At 42.6% G+C, this 16,060-nt stretch carries 15 protein-coding genes and 1 pseudogene; 4 read left to right on the top strand and 12 right to left on the bottom strand.

What is annotated here, in order from left to right:
- Positions 1 to 757: 757 nt before the first annotated feature.
- Complete coding sequence (locus LC608_RS28930; RefSeq protein WP_229556865.1) at positions 758 to 2,083, top strand: hypothetical protein; 1,326 nt, start codon at positions 758 to 760, stop codon at positions 2,081 to 2,083.
- Positions 2,084 to 2,229: 146 nt separating this feature from the next.
- Here LC608_RS28930 and minE read toward each other — a convergent pair whose 3' ends face one another.
- The 5 genes from minE to LC608_RS28905 form a co-directional block, all read right to left on the bottom strand.
- Positions 2,230 to 2,517 (bottom strand): cell division topological specificity factor MinE, encoded by a 288-nt coding sequence (minE, locus tag LC608_RS28925; RefSeq protein WP_229556864.1) that lies wholly within the window; start codon positions 2,515 to 2,517, stop codon positions 2,230 to 2,232.
- A 36-nt stretch (positions 2,518 to 2,553) separates the two neighbouring features.
- A complete protein-coding gene (minD, locus tag LC608_RS28920) occupies positions 2,554 to 3,360 on the bottom strand; it encodes a septum site-determining protein MinD (RefSeq protein WP_229556863.1) in 807 nt (268 codons plus the stop codon).
- A 168-nt stretch (positions 3,361 to 3,528) separates the two neighbouring features.
- On the bottom strand, positions 3,529 to 4,569 hold the full coding sequence (minC, locus tag LC608_RS28915; RefSeq protein WP_229556862.1) for a septum site-determining protein MinC: 1,041 nt from the start codon (positions 4,567 to 4,569) through the stop codon (positions 3,529 to 3,531).
- 148 nt (positions 4,570 to 4,717) lie between these two features.
- On the bottom strand, positions 4,718 to 6,040 hold the full coding sequence (locus tag LC608_RS28910) for a four-carbon acid sugar kinase family protein (RefSeq protein WP_229556861.1): 1,323 nt from the start codon (positions 6,038 to 6,040) through the stop codon (positions 4,718 to 4,720).
- A gap of 176 nt (positions 6,041 to 6,216) precedes the next feature.
- Complete coding sequence (locus tag LC608_RS28905; RefSeq protein ID WP_229556860.1) at positions 6,217 to 6,879, bottom strand: hypothetical protein; 663 nt, start codon at positions 6,877 to 6,879, stop codon at positions 6,217 to 6,219.
- Between the two features lie 218 nt (positions 6,880 to 7,097).
- Here LC608_RS28905 and LC608_RS28900 point away from each other — a divergent pair, with 218 nt between their 5' ends.
- The gene (locus LC608_RS28900; RefSeq protein WP_229556859.1) at positions 7,098 to 8,006 is read left to right on the top strand and encodes a hypothetical protein; all 909 of its coding nucleotides are present in this window, start codon (positions 7,098 to 7,100) and stop codon (positions 8,004 to 8,006) included.
- Between the two features lie 28 nt (positions 8,007 to 8,034).
- Here LC608_RS28900 and LC608_RS28895 read toward each other — a convergent pair whose 3' ends face one another.
- Together LC608_RS28895 and LC608_RS28890 are read right to left on the bottom strand one after the other, a co-directional pair.
- Positions 8,035 to 8,502 carry a DUF29 domain-containing protein gene (locus tag LC608_RS28895; protein ID WP_229556858.1) on the bottom strand — a complete coding sequence of 156 codons (468 nt, stop codon included), beginning with the start codon at positions 8,500 to 8,502 and terminating at the stop codon, positions 8,035 to 8,037.
- Positions 8,503 to 8,634: 132 nt separating this feature from the next.
- Complete coding sequence (locus LC608_RS28890; protein WP_229556857.1) at positions 8,635 to 8,781, bottom strand: hypothetical protein; 147 nt, start codon at positions 8,779 to 8,781, stop codon at positions 8,635 to 8,637.
- 542 nt (positions 8,782 to 9,323) lie between these two features.
- Between LC608_RS28890 and LC608_RS28885 the strand changes: the two genes are divergently transcribed.
- Positions 9,324 to 10,442, top strand: a complete 1,119-nt coding sequence (locus tag LC608_RS28885) for a Gfo/Idh/MocA family protein (protein WP_229556856.1) — start codon at positions 9,324 to 9,326, stop codon at positions 10,440 to 10,442.
- Between the two features lie 222 nt (positions 10,443 to 10,664).
- Here the strand turns inward: LC608_RS28885 and LC608_RS28880 are convergent, their stop codons facing one another.
- The 5 genes from LC608_RS28880 to LC608_RS28860 form a co-directional block, all read right to left on the bottom strand.
- Entirely contained in the window at positions 10,665 to 11,954 is a 1,290-nt protein-coding gene (locus LC608_RS28880) for a Glu/Leu/Phe/Val dehydrogenase (protein ID WP_229556855.1), read from the bottom strand.
- Between the two features lie 217 nt (positions 11,955 to 12,171).
- Complete coding sequence (locus tag LC608_RS28875) at positions 12,172 to 13,317, bottom strand: beta-ketoacyl-ACP synthase (RefSeq protein ID WP_229556854.1); 1,146 nt, start codon at positions 13,315 to 13,317, stop codon at positions 12,172 to 12,174.
- A 92-nt stretch (positions 13,318 to 13,409) separates the two neighbouring features.
- Positions 13,410 to 14,207 carry a peptidylprolyl isomerase gene (locus tag LC608_RS28870; protein ID WP_229556853.1) on the bottom strand — a complete coding sequence of 266 codons (798 nt, stop codon included), beginning with the start codon at positions 14,205 to 14,207 and terminating at the stop codon, positions 13,410 to 13,412.
- Positions 14,208 to 14,370: 163 nt separating this feature from the next.
- Positions 14,371 to 14,940: a photosystem I assembly protein Ycf4 gene (locus LC608_RS28865; RefSeq protein ID WP_229556918.1), complete on the bottom strand. Its 570-nt coding sequence runs from the start codon at positions 14,938 to 14,940 to the stop codon at positions 14,371 to 14,373.
- A 180-nt stretch (positions 14,941 to 15,120) separates the two neighbouring features.
- The gene (locus LC608_RS28860; RefSeq protein WP_229556852.1) at positions 15,121 to 15,276 is read right to left on the bottom strand and encodes a hypothetical protein; all 156 of its coding nucleotides are present in this window, start codon (positions 15,274 to 15,276) and stop codon (positions 15,121 to 15,123) included.
- Positions 15,277 to 15,933: 657 nt separating this feature from the next.
- On the opposite strand from LC608_RS28860, the pseudogene LC608_RS28855 reads away from it, so the two are divergent.
- Positions 15,934 to 16,060, top strand: a pseudogene (locus LC608_RS28855) (photosystem II D2 protein (photosystem q(a) protein)); the annotation flags it as partial.

Below are 16,060 nucleotides of genomic sequence, written 5' to 3'. Positions count from 1 at the left end.
TCTTGATTAACTTAATAGTTAAGTTGACAAGTGTAATAACTCGTATCAACTGCATCTACCTTTAGTGAGCCTAATAGTTTAGTGGTGTCTCGTCACGAGCCGCTAGAGCATCTACCGAGTAAGTTTTGTTGTGTTCCTGATAATTTGACCCAAATTGCCGTTAAATGCAATTGGGTTTCTGAAATACTATTGCGTCTTCTAGCTATTTTTGTAGTAGTTGAGATTGCAGTTTATAACTTTGGGTTGCTGACAGCAGTATTTTCTGAGTATGATGTATTGTGCGTCTGCTTTAAGAGCTTTTTACGTAACGCCTCACGTTTACCATTATGAGGGTTTGCCCTCTTATATTAGTGTGTAACCTGGCTTGTTTATTGTGTACTAGCTATCGCTAGTACGATCCCCAATAGGCGATTATCTAACTTTTGGTTGCCAGCGTTACTATACGCTGAATATTCCTTGACTAATACCTGTTTTTGGTGTGGTTAGGTATAGCAACAGCAACATTACATATTGTGTAGTAATTACTGTCTTTTCAGCATATTTACTATACTCGCATATTCCTGTAAAAAACATTCACTACCTGAGTAATAAAAAGTGTAGACAATGATACTTAATTATTTTTGTAAAACTCTGCAAACTTTGCAGAAAAAATATCGTCAAAGTTTTTAGTTTCTTGTTATACATATAATTACCGTCTGCCCATTGCTGCATAGGTATTGCTTCTCACATAGCAACCGCCCCTCTAGAGAGTCTACAAATGCTTAAACCCCTTTTGCTGTCAGGATGGTTCCGCGCCCAACCATTTCTCAACTACGTTGTCGCTGTAATAATAATTGCACCCTTACTAGGGGCATCGGCTCACTCGTTCCCGGTAAAATCCGAAGTATCTAAACTCACTTCGATGACTGGAGATTCTGACTCTGTATCAAAGGAAATAGCTGTAGTTGGGGAACCTGAGATAGCTGAAATATCAAAACCAGAGCAAACCAACTCCTTAATAGAAGAATTTGACTCTGTGTCAACACAAAGTACTGCTGTTCAGGAACCGCAAATATTACCAGCCGATAAAATAGAGTCTTTGGCTCAAATACATAGTTTTGTGTCAAGCAGCGATTTAACTATTCCTGACTCTTTGGCAGCAGTTGAACTCGCACCATTAACAGATGTTCCTGTTAGTCAGCTTAATTTAATCCGAAAACTCAAAGCTGCTAATATCAATTCTTTGAAAGGAGCAGAAAATTCTCTTTCCAGAGAAAAATCTTTAACTGAATCATTGACAGCTACTCAAGTAGGGCCAACTCTTAGAGAATCACAACCAAGCACAACAACGGAAATACCTGTTTCTGAACCACGCGATGAGTCCCAAGCAGAACAAATAGATCCCATAGGTAGTCCTCATCCTATTCCTTGGAAATGGATTACAGCGACTCAAGAAGCTATTGGTTCTAAGGGTGGTTCGGGAGTGCGTCACTATCGCAGCGTACCCGTGGTTTCTCCAGATGGGAAATATGCAGTTTATAGCCGGGTGCAACTGGAGGTAAAACCAGAAATGTACAACAGCCGTGTAACCAGCGTGCTGTTTGTCCAAGATATGCACACCAAGAAGTTGTGGGTGATGGCTTCAACTACTCCTGTTAGCGATCCTTTATTACAGGTAAAGGCTGTAAAGGTTGCGTCGTCTGAAGAAACTGATCCGAGTGGTAAAATTGGGGTATTAGTTCCAGTTAGCTGGTCAGAAAAAGGCGATCGCTTCTTAGCACGTAAGTTTGAAGGTATATTTAATACGGGTGATTCTACAGATAGTGCAGTGATCTGGGATCGGCTAAAAAATCACGCTAAGACAGTAGCTCCTGCTAATGCTAATGAAGAAGAACATGACAAAATTGCAGTATTGTTAGGTTGGAGTAAAAGGCAACCGGATCATGTGTTGTTCCGTGCAGGTGAATTAGGTGAGGAAAACTGGCCGTTAATGCAAGTTGCTAATGATGGCAAGACTATACCCACAACAGACGAAGATCAGCCAATTACTTTTGGTAAAAAGGTTACAGAAATTTGGGCAGGGCCACAAGTAGCCTACCGATAGTTTATAAGAAATCTTATATACTCCCGTTGTCAGCAGTAACGACAACGGGAGATTTTTTTATTTAGGGACTTCCAAGAAATAAATTAATGTGATGTGTATTTAACTAAAACTTTAAGTAAAAATACTTAAAATTAAAACTACAGAGACTAATCACCCCTTTCCCATTCAGGTATGGCTCCTTTGACTCGGCGGATGGGCAAATTAGCAATTAAAGCTGTCGTTCGTTGGTTGCTTTCTAAGGAGAACTCTAAGCCCTCCGTCTCAACTTCGACATAGCGACAGACTACATCTAAAATTTCTTTCCGCATTTTTTCCAACGTTTGAGGGTCTATATCAGCGCGATCGTGAGCAATCACCAATTGCAGGCGACGTTTGACTTGAGTTCGACTGCTATCAGTACCGCGAGAAAAAAGTCGTTCTAGAAGTTCAATCATTACGAATAGGTCTGGCGCGGAGACTGGAAAAGTAAGTTAAACAATCTTTGTCCTGAACAACCTTCGTATACGGGCGAAGAAGCTGTCTTGGGACGAGTCGATCTCCAGAAATTCGACACTTTCCCCTTCTAATCTACGAGCAATGTTCTCAAAGGCTGTGGCAGCTAAAGAGGGATTTTCCGCTAACACTAAGGGTTCGCCGCGATTGGTAGATACAATAACACGCTCGTCGTCAGGGATTACCCCGATCAGGGGAATGGCGAGAAGTTCCTGAACATCTTGCACTGACATCATATCATTTGCCTGCACCATTGCGGGTCTGATGCGGTTAATTATTAAATGAACACGCTTGATACCTTGTGCTTCAAGTAACCCCACTACCCGATCAGCGTCACGAACTGAGGAAATTTCTGGTGTACTGATAACTAGCGCTTCTTTTGCTGGGCCGATCGCATTTTTAAATCCATTTTCAATGCCGGCGGGGCTATCGATAATCACGTACTGATATTTTTGCGCCAGTGCATTCACCAATAACTTCATCTGTTCAGGCGTGACTGCATCTTTGGAGCGATTTTGGGCTGCCGGCAAAAGTACGAGATTGGGTTGGCGCTTATCTTTCACCAAGGCTTGTTCTAAGCGGCACTCTCTGGCTAAGACTTCCACCGCAGTATAAACGATGCGGTTTTCTAGCCCTAGTAGCAAATCCAAATTTCTCAGACCAAAATCCGCATCAACCAAGGCAACTTGACGCCCCATTTTGGCTAAAGCCATGCCCAGATTTGCTGAAACTGTGGTTTTACCCACTCCTCCTTTGCCGGAGGTAATCACTATAATGCGAGTCATGATAGAAATGCGATCAATAAGGGTTCAGAAAATATAAAACAGTAAATTGCAGTATAAAGTATGAAGTATCGTATCAAGTATGAAGAAATATCTGTTCTCCCTCATCAGGGCGAGGCATGAATATTTGCTTTATTTCATCTTTATCTACTTCATCCTTTAAGTAAATATTTATGGCTCTTGATTGCTCTTGGTGAATTGGTTTCTGGAAAAATCAGTAGCCCTAGCGATGCGGATTCCTTGGGGCGTAATATGTGCCACCTCTGGAGAAAACTGCATTGGCGGTTTTTCTGGTGCCCTAGCTACAGCATCTGCGATCCGTAGTTGGGTTGGTTCCATTTGCAAGGCCATAATCAGACACTCACGATTGCCTCCAGCACCAGCATGAGCGATTCCACGTAGGCGACCCCAGATGATAATATCTCCATCTGCAATTACAATACCACCTGGATTTACATCTCCCAAGATAATTACTGTACCAGGATGACGAATTTCTACTCCAGAACGGACTGTTATTTCTAAATAAAGAGCATCTTCTTGGGGTATGGCTGTGGCTTTTGGCTCAGAATTCAAAGAAGTTACGGGCTGTAGTTGTTCTACAGAATACCCAGATGTGACGGCAGCGATCGCAGTTTGCCGACGACTAGTTGAGACTGATATTAGCCGCAGTTGGACTTCACTCAAAGCCTCGGCAAGTTCTTGGAGTTGTCTGGCATCTACTAGGCGGTCTTGTGCCATTAGATGCACAGGAGTATTAGATATTCGGAAGCGATCGCCTGCATTTAAACGCTGTCTTATTTGTTGCCAAATATCAGACCAACTCAGTTCTGAGGCAGATACTTGAGATTCCGGGGGCAGAATTAATGACAGCCGTCCCTCCTTACTTTTTAACTGGACTTGACTATTGTCATTTACGCGATACCCTGATATTGCTGACTCATTAGGATTTAAATCAGTAAGAATAAAATCTGATGCCGGATCAGTATTTGACTCTGCATCTGGGTTAGCAGGATTTGACTCTACATCTTCAAGGACAGTATTTGATTTTAGATAAAGGAGGACGGATTTTAACTCCGCATCAGGGGGAATAGGATCTGACTCTACATCAGAAACAGTAGGATTTCCCTCTACCTCCGAAAGGATAGAGTTTGGTTCTGCGTTAGGAAGTGCAGAATTTGACTTTAGATCGGGAACAGCAGAATCAGAAGTCATGAAGTACTAGCCAAAAGACAAAGAATACACAGATTTTGGATTTTAAATTTGGGATTTTAGATTTGTGTTACCCACAAGGGCTGAAAGCGCGTAGCAAGACGTTAGTCTGGCATGAACCAAAAGATTATTTAATCTCAAATCTTAAATCTCAAATTGGTACAGTCAACCTCTGATAAACTGTCCCCAAGGCATCAGCATCGCCGACATTACCGGGAAACAGCACCACAGGTAAATCAGGAAACTGGGGATGATCGGAAGGCGTTAACACCATTGAACAACCAGCTAAAATTTGACCGAGTAAACGGGCTGAAGTTAAAGCTAGTCCAGTACTCAAGACATCATTAGAAGTAATGCCACCCTTGCTAATTAAGAATCCTATATCAGATGGTAAACCGCGTACAATATCCATCAATAAACCTGAAACTTTTTCCCCAAACTCCAATCGTGTGTTGACATCTTTAAAATTCAGTTCCTGACGGCTAGTATAAACCACTGGTGTTTTGCCAGCTTCGTGTGCCGCCCGTGTACTTTCTTGAATTTCAGTTAGCAATGCCGCAGATTGATTTGCATCATCAAGTAATTGCGCTACATTCACTTCAATTCCCACCGTTCCTTCTACTTGCAATAGCGCCTCTAATTGCTGGGTAGTCTTTTTCACATGGGAACCAACGATCACTGCGCCTGGTTTGCCTTGCCGCACGTACTGAGCCATATTCTCGGCAGCAATGGGTTGGGGTGGTAAAGCGGCTAAAGCTGTTAAAATACTTGCTGCACTGCGAAACAAAAAGCGTTTCCCTTGACTTGCTGCTGCTAATATATCTACTGCAAAGTGGTTGAGATCATCTTGAGTTTCACCATCTACAACAGCGCACTTATTACCACTCAGTTGTAACAAGCGTTCTAAACTACCAGTGCGAATATCAGCTAGGAGAAACCTTTCTACAGCTTCGGCACTAATTTGTCCTTGAGTCTTTTCTTCGACATACTTGGGTAAGTAACTGTGATGGTAGCTGAAGACTGAATCACGGGCAAACTCAGTTTCATGCACTGGAGTGGGTATACCGCCAATAATTAAATAATGCACACTGTCACGAGTGATGCGTCCGCCCTCAAAAAAAGCTGGTACGAGAAAATGAGCATCAAAAGGGCCGAGTTCTTGTGCGATCGCATCAGTTTCAATGGGATAATGTCCCCGCAAAGTAGAATCAGAACGGCTAACAATCAAAAAATCGTTAATTCCTTCAGCATTCAAAGCGATTTTCAGGTTCTGGCAAACTTCTGTGGTGACAGATGCAGCTGACTCTGGCGTTAGGGATCTAGTATTAGTCAGCACAAAGAAAATCGGCGAATCATCCTGCAACCCGATGCGTAAAGTGTCCACATCCCAGTGCATTAGCAGCAAGCAGCTGTGGACTGTTTGAGAACCTGTAGGGTCATCATCCAGGACAATTATTTTTGGTTTGTTGCTCATTTAGGTCAACGGGGCGATTGTTTTCTGGGAAAGTATTGGGCGACTAGAAGTCGCTACTACACAAGCAAAGTCCACCTCCGTGGACTAATCAAAATCAAGTGTTTTCTAACCTGCGGAGGCAGGTTTTGTCTGTGTAGCCGTGACTTCTAGTCGCCCAAGCTTTTACAAACATCCACTCAGCCTTTATGCAATTTTCTGATTTCTGCTTGTACATCGATCGCAATTTGCAATGATTGATTTAGCAGTTGAGCATATTCGCCTGCTTGACTACTAACTTGTAAAGCTTGCAGACTGGCTAAATTATTCACAAATAACTCTTGGTTATTAGCAAGCAATTTTTTATTATCCCGCAAAATTCGTTCCGTTTTCAGAGCGCGGACTAAATCTTCTCTAATTAGTTGCAGGGCCGCGATTACTTGATCTCGGTCATGGAAACTACTTTCTACGTTTCCTGATGCTGCTAATTGGTCATTAATATCGATGGCGCTAACCAGGTCATGATATTTATCAACTTCGTCTAAAAGTATTGTCAGTCCTTCAGGACAGGTCAACTGCCGCCACAGCCATCGCCCCACTAATATTGGCATTGGCACTAAAATTAGTAAAAGAATTCCTAGTCGAATTGAAGAACCAATTGTTGGCAGAATAATAAATGCGTAAACAAAACCAACAATTATTGGCGTTAGCGCCAGTGTCACTAGCATTTCATTGATAAAAAACCCTAATCGCTTCTTGCTATCTCGCAAAACCGAGGGGCGAAAAACGTCTTCTGGATCGAACCCAGTCAAACGTCTTAATTCCCCCTTACTAATTTCCAAGCCTATTAAGTCCGGCTGCACGGCTGGATAACTCCTATGGAAGCCCAAGTTGCGTATTTATTTTAATCGGGTTTGGTAGATAAGCAATGGATGGTTACGTATAGTTATGATAAAAAGCAGACTGGGGAACACGATTAGATCAAGCTAAAAAGCATTTGTACTTATTTTTTGCTCTATTTTGGATACAATACAGTACTTATGTAGGCGATCGCGTTTAAGCGCACATCAAGTTGAGTATTATGACCATAGAACCACGATTAATAACTTTTGATGTTGCAACTGCTGAAGATGCCTCTTCACAGAGAGACGCAAAACTAAATTATCGACCGCAAGCCGCCGATACCAGCATCGATGCCGATATTTATCTGTTTTCCCGGTTGCGAAACCTCTCACTTGAACAACGAATAAAAATGTTCGCGGCTCATGAACGTGGGGTAAAAAAACTTTGCCTTGCAGGAATTAAATCACGACATCGCAGTGCTTCCAAGGAGGAAATTCGTTGTATATTTGCCCGTGCTTTGTTGGCAGAAAAATTTTTTCCAAACTTCCAGTTTATTGGTGTTGATGAAAGTATGTGGATTCAAGATTCCATCTCGCTAGCAGGCGAACTCCATCAACTTTTTGAATCAATAAATATAGCTTATTACGTTAGTGGAGGTGTTGCTAGTTCAATTCATGGCGAACCTCGCTCGACACGGGATTTAGATTTAGTGATTTCAGTTCAACCCGACCAAATCGATTTGTTAGTGACGACACTGGAAATAGCAGGATACTATTGTCCAGCAGGGGCGGTTGAAGATTTGAAGCGAGGATATGAGCGAATGCTCAACATCACACATACCGAAACCATCGCTAATGCCGATCTCTACATTACTGATGATTCACCATTTGCAGTATCGCAGATGGCACGTCGGATATTGCCTGATTTAGATGGGATACCTCAATTCTGGGTGGCTTCGCCAGAGGATACGATTTTACAGAAGTTGTGGTGGCGGCAAAGTAGTCAATCTGAAAAACAGTGGCGTGATGTATTGGGCATATTCAAGTTACAAGCACAAAGTTTAGACTATACCTACCTTATAGAGTGGGCGGAAAGTTTAGATTTGGTTGATGCGTTGAGTCTGGCATTGACTGAGGCTGGTATTTAATCATCATATTTGCCAAATCGTACCACTTCTACTCAGGAAACCAGTTTTCATCTAAAATTTGTTCTAAAGAGCCAAGCAGTGCAACAGGGAATGTATCAATGGGAAGTTGAGAGCGATCGCTTGCTTCTTTCCTTGCGTCTTGATAACATTCATCAAATATTTCTAAAATGTAAGGTTTAAGGCTAGGACTATCTTTCAGAGCTTTTTTAATCTCTCTACGAAAAGTCCTGATTTCCCCTTTCCAATGTCCTAGATTACGTTCTCGCTCTTTATCCCAACACTTGAGTTTTAGTAGATGTTGAAGAAGCTTAATTAATAAACTTTCAATTGCTCGCTTCTCCCTTCTACCCATAGTTTCTAATTCTTCCAACAAATTATCTAAATCAACAGCAGAAAACTGTCCAGCACGAAGTTGATTGATAGTTGTCCTCAGCCACAGGTAATAATCTTGGTCGTATAAGGTTTGAGTTACTGATTGGATTATTGGTTTTACCATACACTAGCCGCATTCCTAGTATTTTTTTAATTTAGCCAGATCGACTTAAGGTAAACGCCAACTCAGTTTAACTTGCACTTGTCCATCAGGCAAAGCTGACATTTCCCATGCACCATCTGGAAGTTCAGAGGCTTAGGCGTAGCCCGCCGCAGGCATCGCATTCATCATCTTACTGCCATAGCCACCTTTTGGACGTTCACAAGCGGTAGGTTTGATAATTGAGGCATCGTTGGCGATCGCTAAAATACATCTGACTCCCCGTGGGCTGTTCAAAATCATATCCAACACCTCAAAGTAAAATTAGGTATCGATGAAGTTGAGCAAAAAGATATCAATTCCCGCATTGCCCTTTGTATGACAGCACTTCAGAAAAAACTATTATCGTTTTGATTTAGTAGCCTTGGGCTGCTAACGCTACATACTCACTATCCATCATTCTGAGGTTATGAATTTCAGTTAAGGTGCAATACCGCAAATATTCCTTAAGTCTAAACTAAAGCTTACTAAAAGAATGAGGTTTTAATTTACCAAGTCATTGAGAATAGACGAGATCCAATTATCAACCGCCAAATTTTCAGCCCTATAAATTGATTATTACCGAAGGGAAAAGGCTAAAACTAAAGCAACAGACATTCTTTCATTAATTGAAGCAGAACATCGCCAAGTTGAGAAACTTTAGCTAAATTGATGCCCGATATAGAAGCTGCATTAGCAATGTAACAATACACTTTTTCCAAATGTTTGTATAAGCATTTAGTCATATTTGCACGTAATTAGTGCATGGAAATTACAAAATTGTTCCTTCATCAGGGAGTAGAAAAATGACTGCTACAAATGGTAATCGCAAAATTCGCTACGCTGTCGTTGGTTTAGGTTGGTTTGCCCAAGAAGCTGCCCTACCTTCGTTTGCCAACACCGAAAACTCAGAATTAGTGGCACTAGTTTCAGATGACGCCACTAAAAACGAAGAACTGAGCAAAAAGTATGGTATACATCATACTTACTCCTACGAGGAGTATGAGGACTGTCTGGCAAGTGGCGAGATTGATGCAGTTTATATTGCGCTGCCCAATCATTTGCATTGCGACTACACTGTGCGGGCTGCTAATCAGGCAATTCATGTATTATGTGAAAAGCCAATGGCAGTGACTGAACAAGAGTGTGAGGCAATGATTAAAGCTGCCAATGACAATAATGTAAAGCTAATGATTGCCTACCGTTTACATTTAGAAAAAGCCAATTTACAGGCAGTCGAAATTGTCAGATCAAAGCAAATTGGTGAAGCACGGATTTTCAACTCAGTTTTTACTCAGCAAGTAGAAGAAGGCAATATTCGTTTACGAAATGTTACAGGTGGTGGGACGCTCTATGATATTGGCATCTACTGCCTTAATGCTGCACGTTACCTATTTCAAGATGAACCAATTGAAGTATTTGCTGTAGCTGCCAATAATGGAGAACAACGCTTTAGCGAAGTGGAAGAAATGGCTAGCGTTATCTTGCGTTTCCCGAATGAGCGATTGGCAACATTTACCTCTAGCTTTGGAGGGGCAAGTGTTTCAACCTATCAGATTATAGGTACTCAAGGCGATTTACGAGTAAATCCTGCATATCCTTGGCAGGGAGAAATCAAGCATTACCTGACAATTAATGGTGAAACCCAAGAGCGTACCTTTGAAGATCACGATCAACTAGCGGCTGAATTTACCTACTTCTCTGATTGTATTCTTGAAGATAAAGACCCAGAACCATCTGGGACGGAAGGGTTGATTGATGTTTCGATCATCCAAGCGCTTTACGAGTCAATTGAGACGGGTAAACCTGTGCAAATCCAAACTAGCGATCGCCATCAACGCCCCACATCGGATCAAACTATTGAGCGTCCTCCTAGTGACGAGAAGCCAGATTTGATTCATGCTGCTGCACCTTCTGGGCAATAATTACTAATACCAATTCTTTGTGAAGTAGCACAAAATTAACCTTGGTCAGATAAAGAGCGTACTAAGTGTATGATTGTCAGATAGCAGACACTTAGTACTAGTCATTTTGTAGCGATCGCTTAACAAAAATACTCGCTATTAATAATATATAAGGGCACAATATTATATTGTTGTGCCCTTACCAATCTATTCAATTAAAAACCTGCTGTGTATGCCTAAATCTTAAGGATAAAGACCTCTGTCAGTCAGCGCCTGAGCCACTCTACCTACCCCTAAAGTGTAAGCAGCTAATCGCAGAGGAATTTGCCGTACCTCCGACTGCTGAATCACCCGATGGTAAGCTTGTACCATTAAATGCTCCATTTCGCGGTTAACGCGTTCCTCATCCCAAAATACATAGGAAAGGCCCTGCACCCACTCTAAATAACTGACTACCACACCACCAGCATTCGCCAATATATCGGGTAGCACTGTCACACCCCGTGCCTCTAACGCCAAGTTAGCCTCAAGGGTAATCGGCCCATTAGCCGCTTCTGCGACAATTCGCGCTTGCACTTGATTCACATTTTCTTCAGTGATTTGGTTTTCTAAAGCTGCCGGTATTAAAACATCGCAGGGCAAAGTTAATAAATCTGCATTGCTAATTGGTACAGATTGCGGGAAACCTATAATACTCTTGCGATTTTCAGCAGCATAGACTTTCAACCTGGGAATATCAAGACCGACTTCGGAAAATATTCCTCCAGCACCCGTTGAAACAGCAATAACTTTCGCGCCTGCTTGATGTAATAATTCTGCTGCGGCACTACCAACATTACCAAAACCCTGAATAGCTACTCGCACTCCTGCTAAAGATTTACCTTGCTGTGCCAGCGCCTCACGGACAATAATCATCACGCCGCGTCCGGTTGCCATTTCCCGCCCCAGTGAACCACCAATAGAAAGCGGTTTCCCAGTTACAACCCCTGGTACAGCATGACCAACATTTACAGAGTAAGTGTCCATCATCCAAGCCATCTCACGGGATGAAGTACCCATATCTGGGGCAGGAATATCTACGGCAGGCCCAATATCTTTAATCAACTCGCTGATATAACGGCGGGTGATTCGCTCTAATTCGCCAACACTGTAGCGTTTTGGATCTATGGGAATGCCACCCTTCCCACCACCGTAAGGAATACCTAACAAAGCACATTTCCAGGTCATCAGCATTGCTAAAGCAGATACTTCCCGTAATGTCACAGCCGGATGGTAACGAATTCCCCCCTTGTAGGGGCCTAAAACATCGGAGTGCTGCACCCGGTGTCCAGCAAGAACCTGTATTTCCCCATTATCTAATTTCACGGGGATGGAAACCGTCACAACCTTACGTGGGTGGCTAAGAATTTCCAGCAAACCCTGATTTAAATTTAATTCTTTAGCTGCCGCTTCTAAGTAGCTACAGGCTTGATCAAATGGGCATATATGCGCTGGAGAAGCAGGTTCTGGCAGCAACAGGGATTTTGAAATCATAAAATTTTCTCCTAATCACGGTATCTTTACGAACCGGATATCATCTGTATTTAGCTTATCCTTTTTTTTTAGGAAAATAGAAATTTTGTAGTTTTTGTTACAGTTTTATATTTTATGTTCTGCTATAGATACAAAAGTAGGAGAATTATATATCAAGAGCAAATACTTAAGTAAAACTTATATATGATGTCGGTCAGATAGTTAAACTGACAAGTTTCTACCTTGCTAGTGCGATCGCGGTATTCTGTCCCCCGAACCCAAAACTACAACATAGTACCTGCCTAATTTTACTTAAACGTGCAGATGTAACGATATCTAAATCAAACTCTGGCTGCTGAAATCCTACACAAGGTGGTAAAATTTGATGCTTTAATGCCATGAGAGAAAAAGCTACACCTAAAGCTCCAGAGGCCCCTAGTGTATGACCTGTGCTTCCTTTGGTGGAACTAACCGCCACACCTTGGGGAAACAAACGCTGGATTACCATGCTCTCCATCTGGTCATTTAGCTGGGTAGCTGTGCCATGAGCATGAATATAATCAATATCGCCTGGTGAGAGACAACTACGTTCTAGACATTGTTTGATAGCAGCGATCGCACTTTTCCCTTCAGGTTCTGGTGAATTACCATGATATGCGTCGTTGGTTAAGCCAAAACCGAGAATTTCACCATACACTTTTGCTTGACGCTGTTTTGCCAACTCTGCTGATTCCAAGACAAACACAGCTGCGCCTTCGCCCAACACTAAGCCTTCGCGGTGCAAATCAAAGGGATAAGCCCCAGTTTTCGCCAAAGCACCCATCTGCTGAAACCCAGCCAAAGTTAGGGGTGTAATCGGGGCTTCCACTGCGCCAGCGATCGCCTGTTGACATTGCCCAGTTTGTATAAGCAAAGCTGCTTGAGCGATCGCCCAAATTCCAGTTGCACAAGCTGCCATCGGTGCTAAAACTATACCTGATGCACCGATTTGTCTTGCAGCAGCGATCGCATTCATGTGAGGTAATATATTTAACCAATTTTCAAAATCAGAAACGGGCAAATTTTCCGCATCTTTATACATTTGCCGCGCCAGCCTCTCCCAAGATGCTTGATAAGAGCGACTCGATCCAATGACTACAGCACAATCAGCTGCATGTGGAACTAACCCAGAATCTTGCAAAGCAGAAGCAACAACCATCTGAGTCAACATTGTTAACTCAGATGGTTTTTGACCAATCAAACCTAGAGGAAGTGGTGTAAGTTCTGGAAATGGTTGATGTAATCGAATTCCAGATTTACCTGCAATTAAATTTTGCCAACTATCCTCTAAGCTTCCACCCAAGGCGGAAATTAGACCAATACCAGTGATACAAACTTTAACCAATTTGCAATTTCAGGGGATGAGGGTGATGAGGAAGATGAGGATAAATAATAGTTTGTTTGCTCCCCCTACTCCCTTATCTCCCCCTGCTCCTCCTACTGTCCGGGTACTTTCAGATTTTCAGCACCTTGGGTGACTTTAGCGGAGTCAATGCGATCGCCTTGCTTAATTTTGTTCACTACATCAAAGCCTTGAGTGACATTGCCAAACACGGCATAGTTACCATCTAAGAATGCCAAATCTGCTAAAGCAAAGTAAAACTGGGCAGAAGCCGAGTCTGGTGCTTGCGATCGCGCCATCGCTACTGCACCCTGTTTATGGGGCAATACGACAGGTTGAGCAGTAGCATCAAAGGGTTTATTGTAAGTGGGAGTATCTGAACCTTTCGCCTTAACTTCTAAAGGTATATAACGAGCATTTCCCGTTTTTGGGTCAATATAACTACCTGTTCCCAGTCTATCTGCTGAAACTTTCGGGTCTTTGCTTTGAGGATCGCCCCCTTGAACTACAAACGGTTGGGGTTCGCGTACAACTCGATGAAAAGCTAAACCATCGTAAACACCCTTCTGCACTAAATCTACGAAGTTGCCAGCTGTAATGGGGGCATCAGTGCCGTCTACTTGGATAGTAATAGGTGAGCCTTTAACCGTGAGTACCACAGTAGCCTGGCCTTCGAGGCGTGGTAAATCTGCCAGTCCAGGAATATCACTATTAGTTTGAGATACAGATGTTGCTTCAGTAGTTGTCTTGGTGCTTGCCTCGCTTGTGGTCGAGGTAGCTGTCGAGATTGGAGAAGATGTATTAGAAGCGACTTGCTGTGTTGAACATCCTCCCAACATCAAGGCACTGATAATCACAAGAGAAAGCAAAAATTGTGAGATTTTTAACCGCATTGCCTGTTACCGATTTAACCAGAGTATCTTATCGTTTCGAGGGTCATTGGGAATGGGGAATTGAAAAGAGGCAGAGGGGCGGGGAGCAGGGGGCAGAGGGGAAAATTCTTCTCCCTTGGTCCCAGCGAAGAGTTTCCCTGCTTCTTCCCCACTCCCTAGCCCCTTAAAGTCCTTCTAATGACACTCCCAAAAAGCGGGCTAATTTTGCGCCTTCTGTTTCTAACTCTGTTAAAGATAACGGTTGTCCAATCCGTGTTAAGGGTATATCTCGCCGGCCCTTAATGCGTAGATAGAGGGCGCGAAGCGGATTAAGACCTTCTTTGACGGTTATTCGCACGGACTGGACATCTTCTATACGGCCGTCAATCTCAATTCGACGGTTTTTGCCAGGAAATCCCCAACGGAATATTTTGATTGTGCCAGTTTCCTGATTAAATTCGTTGTAACCGCCTCCTACGTCCCATAAAATCACTAGCCACAGGTATGTAGCTAATAGCAAGCCAGCAGTACCATATAAACCCATCACCAATCCTTGGGGGACGAATACCAGTTGAGTTGGATCGGAAACTATGAGTAAATTAACTTTTAAATAACTGGATATCCCAGCTAATAAAAAGCCGCTTGCTCCCAACGTAACGATAGTTGCCCAGCAGTAATTACTGAACCGACGAGAACCGAGAACATTTTGATGCAGGAGGCGATCGCCTTTGTTAATCGTTGTTGATGCCGTCATTGAACTACCATTGCCCCGTGAGATACTTGCTGTCACATATTTGCACACTTAATGCTCTTGCATAGAGTGTATGCTTCTATACCAATCCGGCTATTGCTTAGGAGGCATTGAAGCTCTGTTTTAAGTCCACGGTATACTTTACCGTAGACGATGAATTTTTTACCCTGTACCCTACAAATTTTACTGTCCCGGATGATGCCTTACTTGCACTAAGGGACAAACCACATAGGCTATTTGTATTAGCCAAGATGTGCCAACTTCCTTTTTCCTTGTCCAACGTTTCACATAGTTTTCCAGAGGTGTATCAACGACTGTGGCGGCGAAGTAACCATCCACATTTTACCAAACATTGTTGACAAAAACTCAACCGCCCCCTTCCCTGTTCTTGCTACTTGTATAATTTGTTAGGGTACTAAGTCTTAAATTTCTTCACTCAATGGCTGATAAAAATTCTTTTTCTCCAAATACGGTTCGGATAAGCAGGAGAGGCTCTTGAGCAAAGAGGGTTATTGTTCAGTAATTCTTTTCTCCCCCTGCTTCCCCTGTCCCTTTGTCCTCTTTCTCCCCTGCTCCCTGCCTGTTTTTCACCTTTTGGGAATGAGTTCCCTATCTACGTCGAGGTAGACTAAATTTTTTTACATTTCTGAGAAAAGTTGTGTCAAATTGTAAAATTTCTGATATTCATATTATTTATAAGGTTTGTGTTTCATAACTGATTTGCTTCTGTGTATCAGGCAAAAACCCTGAGTAGTATGATAAGTTAAGAATCATTAAGTTACTACAAGCTAGATTACTAGCCGATGGTACGTGTAATGGCATAAAGAAAGAGAAATGCTGATTTCACTAATGAGCATTTCTCTCAGAATCTCAGTTGCTTTTACGCTGTTGAGATTGTCAAAAAAAACGTTAATTCCTCACGGCAGTCGGTTACACTGGCTCTCCGCACTGTCTTAGAAACGTTGCAATTTTAGTAAAAAGAGGATTATTAGTCCGATGACCATCGCAGTTGGACGCGCCCCTAGTAGAGGGTGGTTTGACGTTTTAGACGACTGGCTCAAGCGCGATCGCTTCGTATTCGTAGGTTGGTCAGGGATACTATTGTTTCCTTGCGCCTTCCTAG

This window comes from Nostoc sp. XA010, assembly GCF_020829625.1.
GTDB lineage: Bacteria > Cyanobacteriota > Cyanobacteriia > Cyanobacteriales > Nostocaceae > Nostoc.
This window is presented reverse-complemented; position numbering and strand designations above follow the sequence as displayed.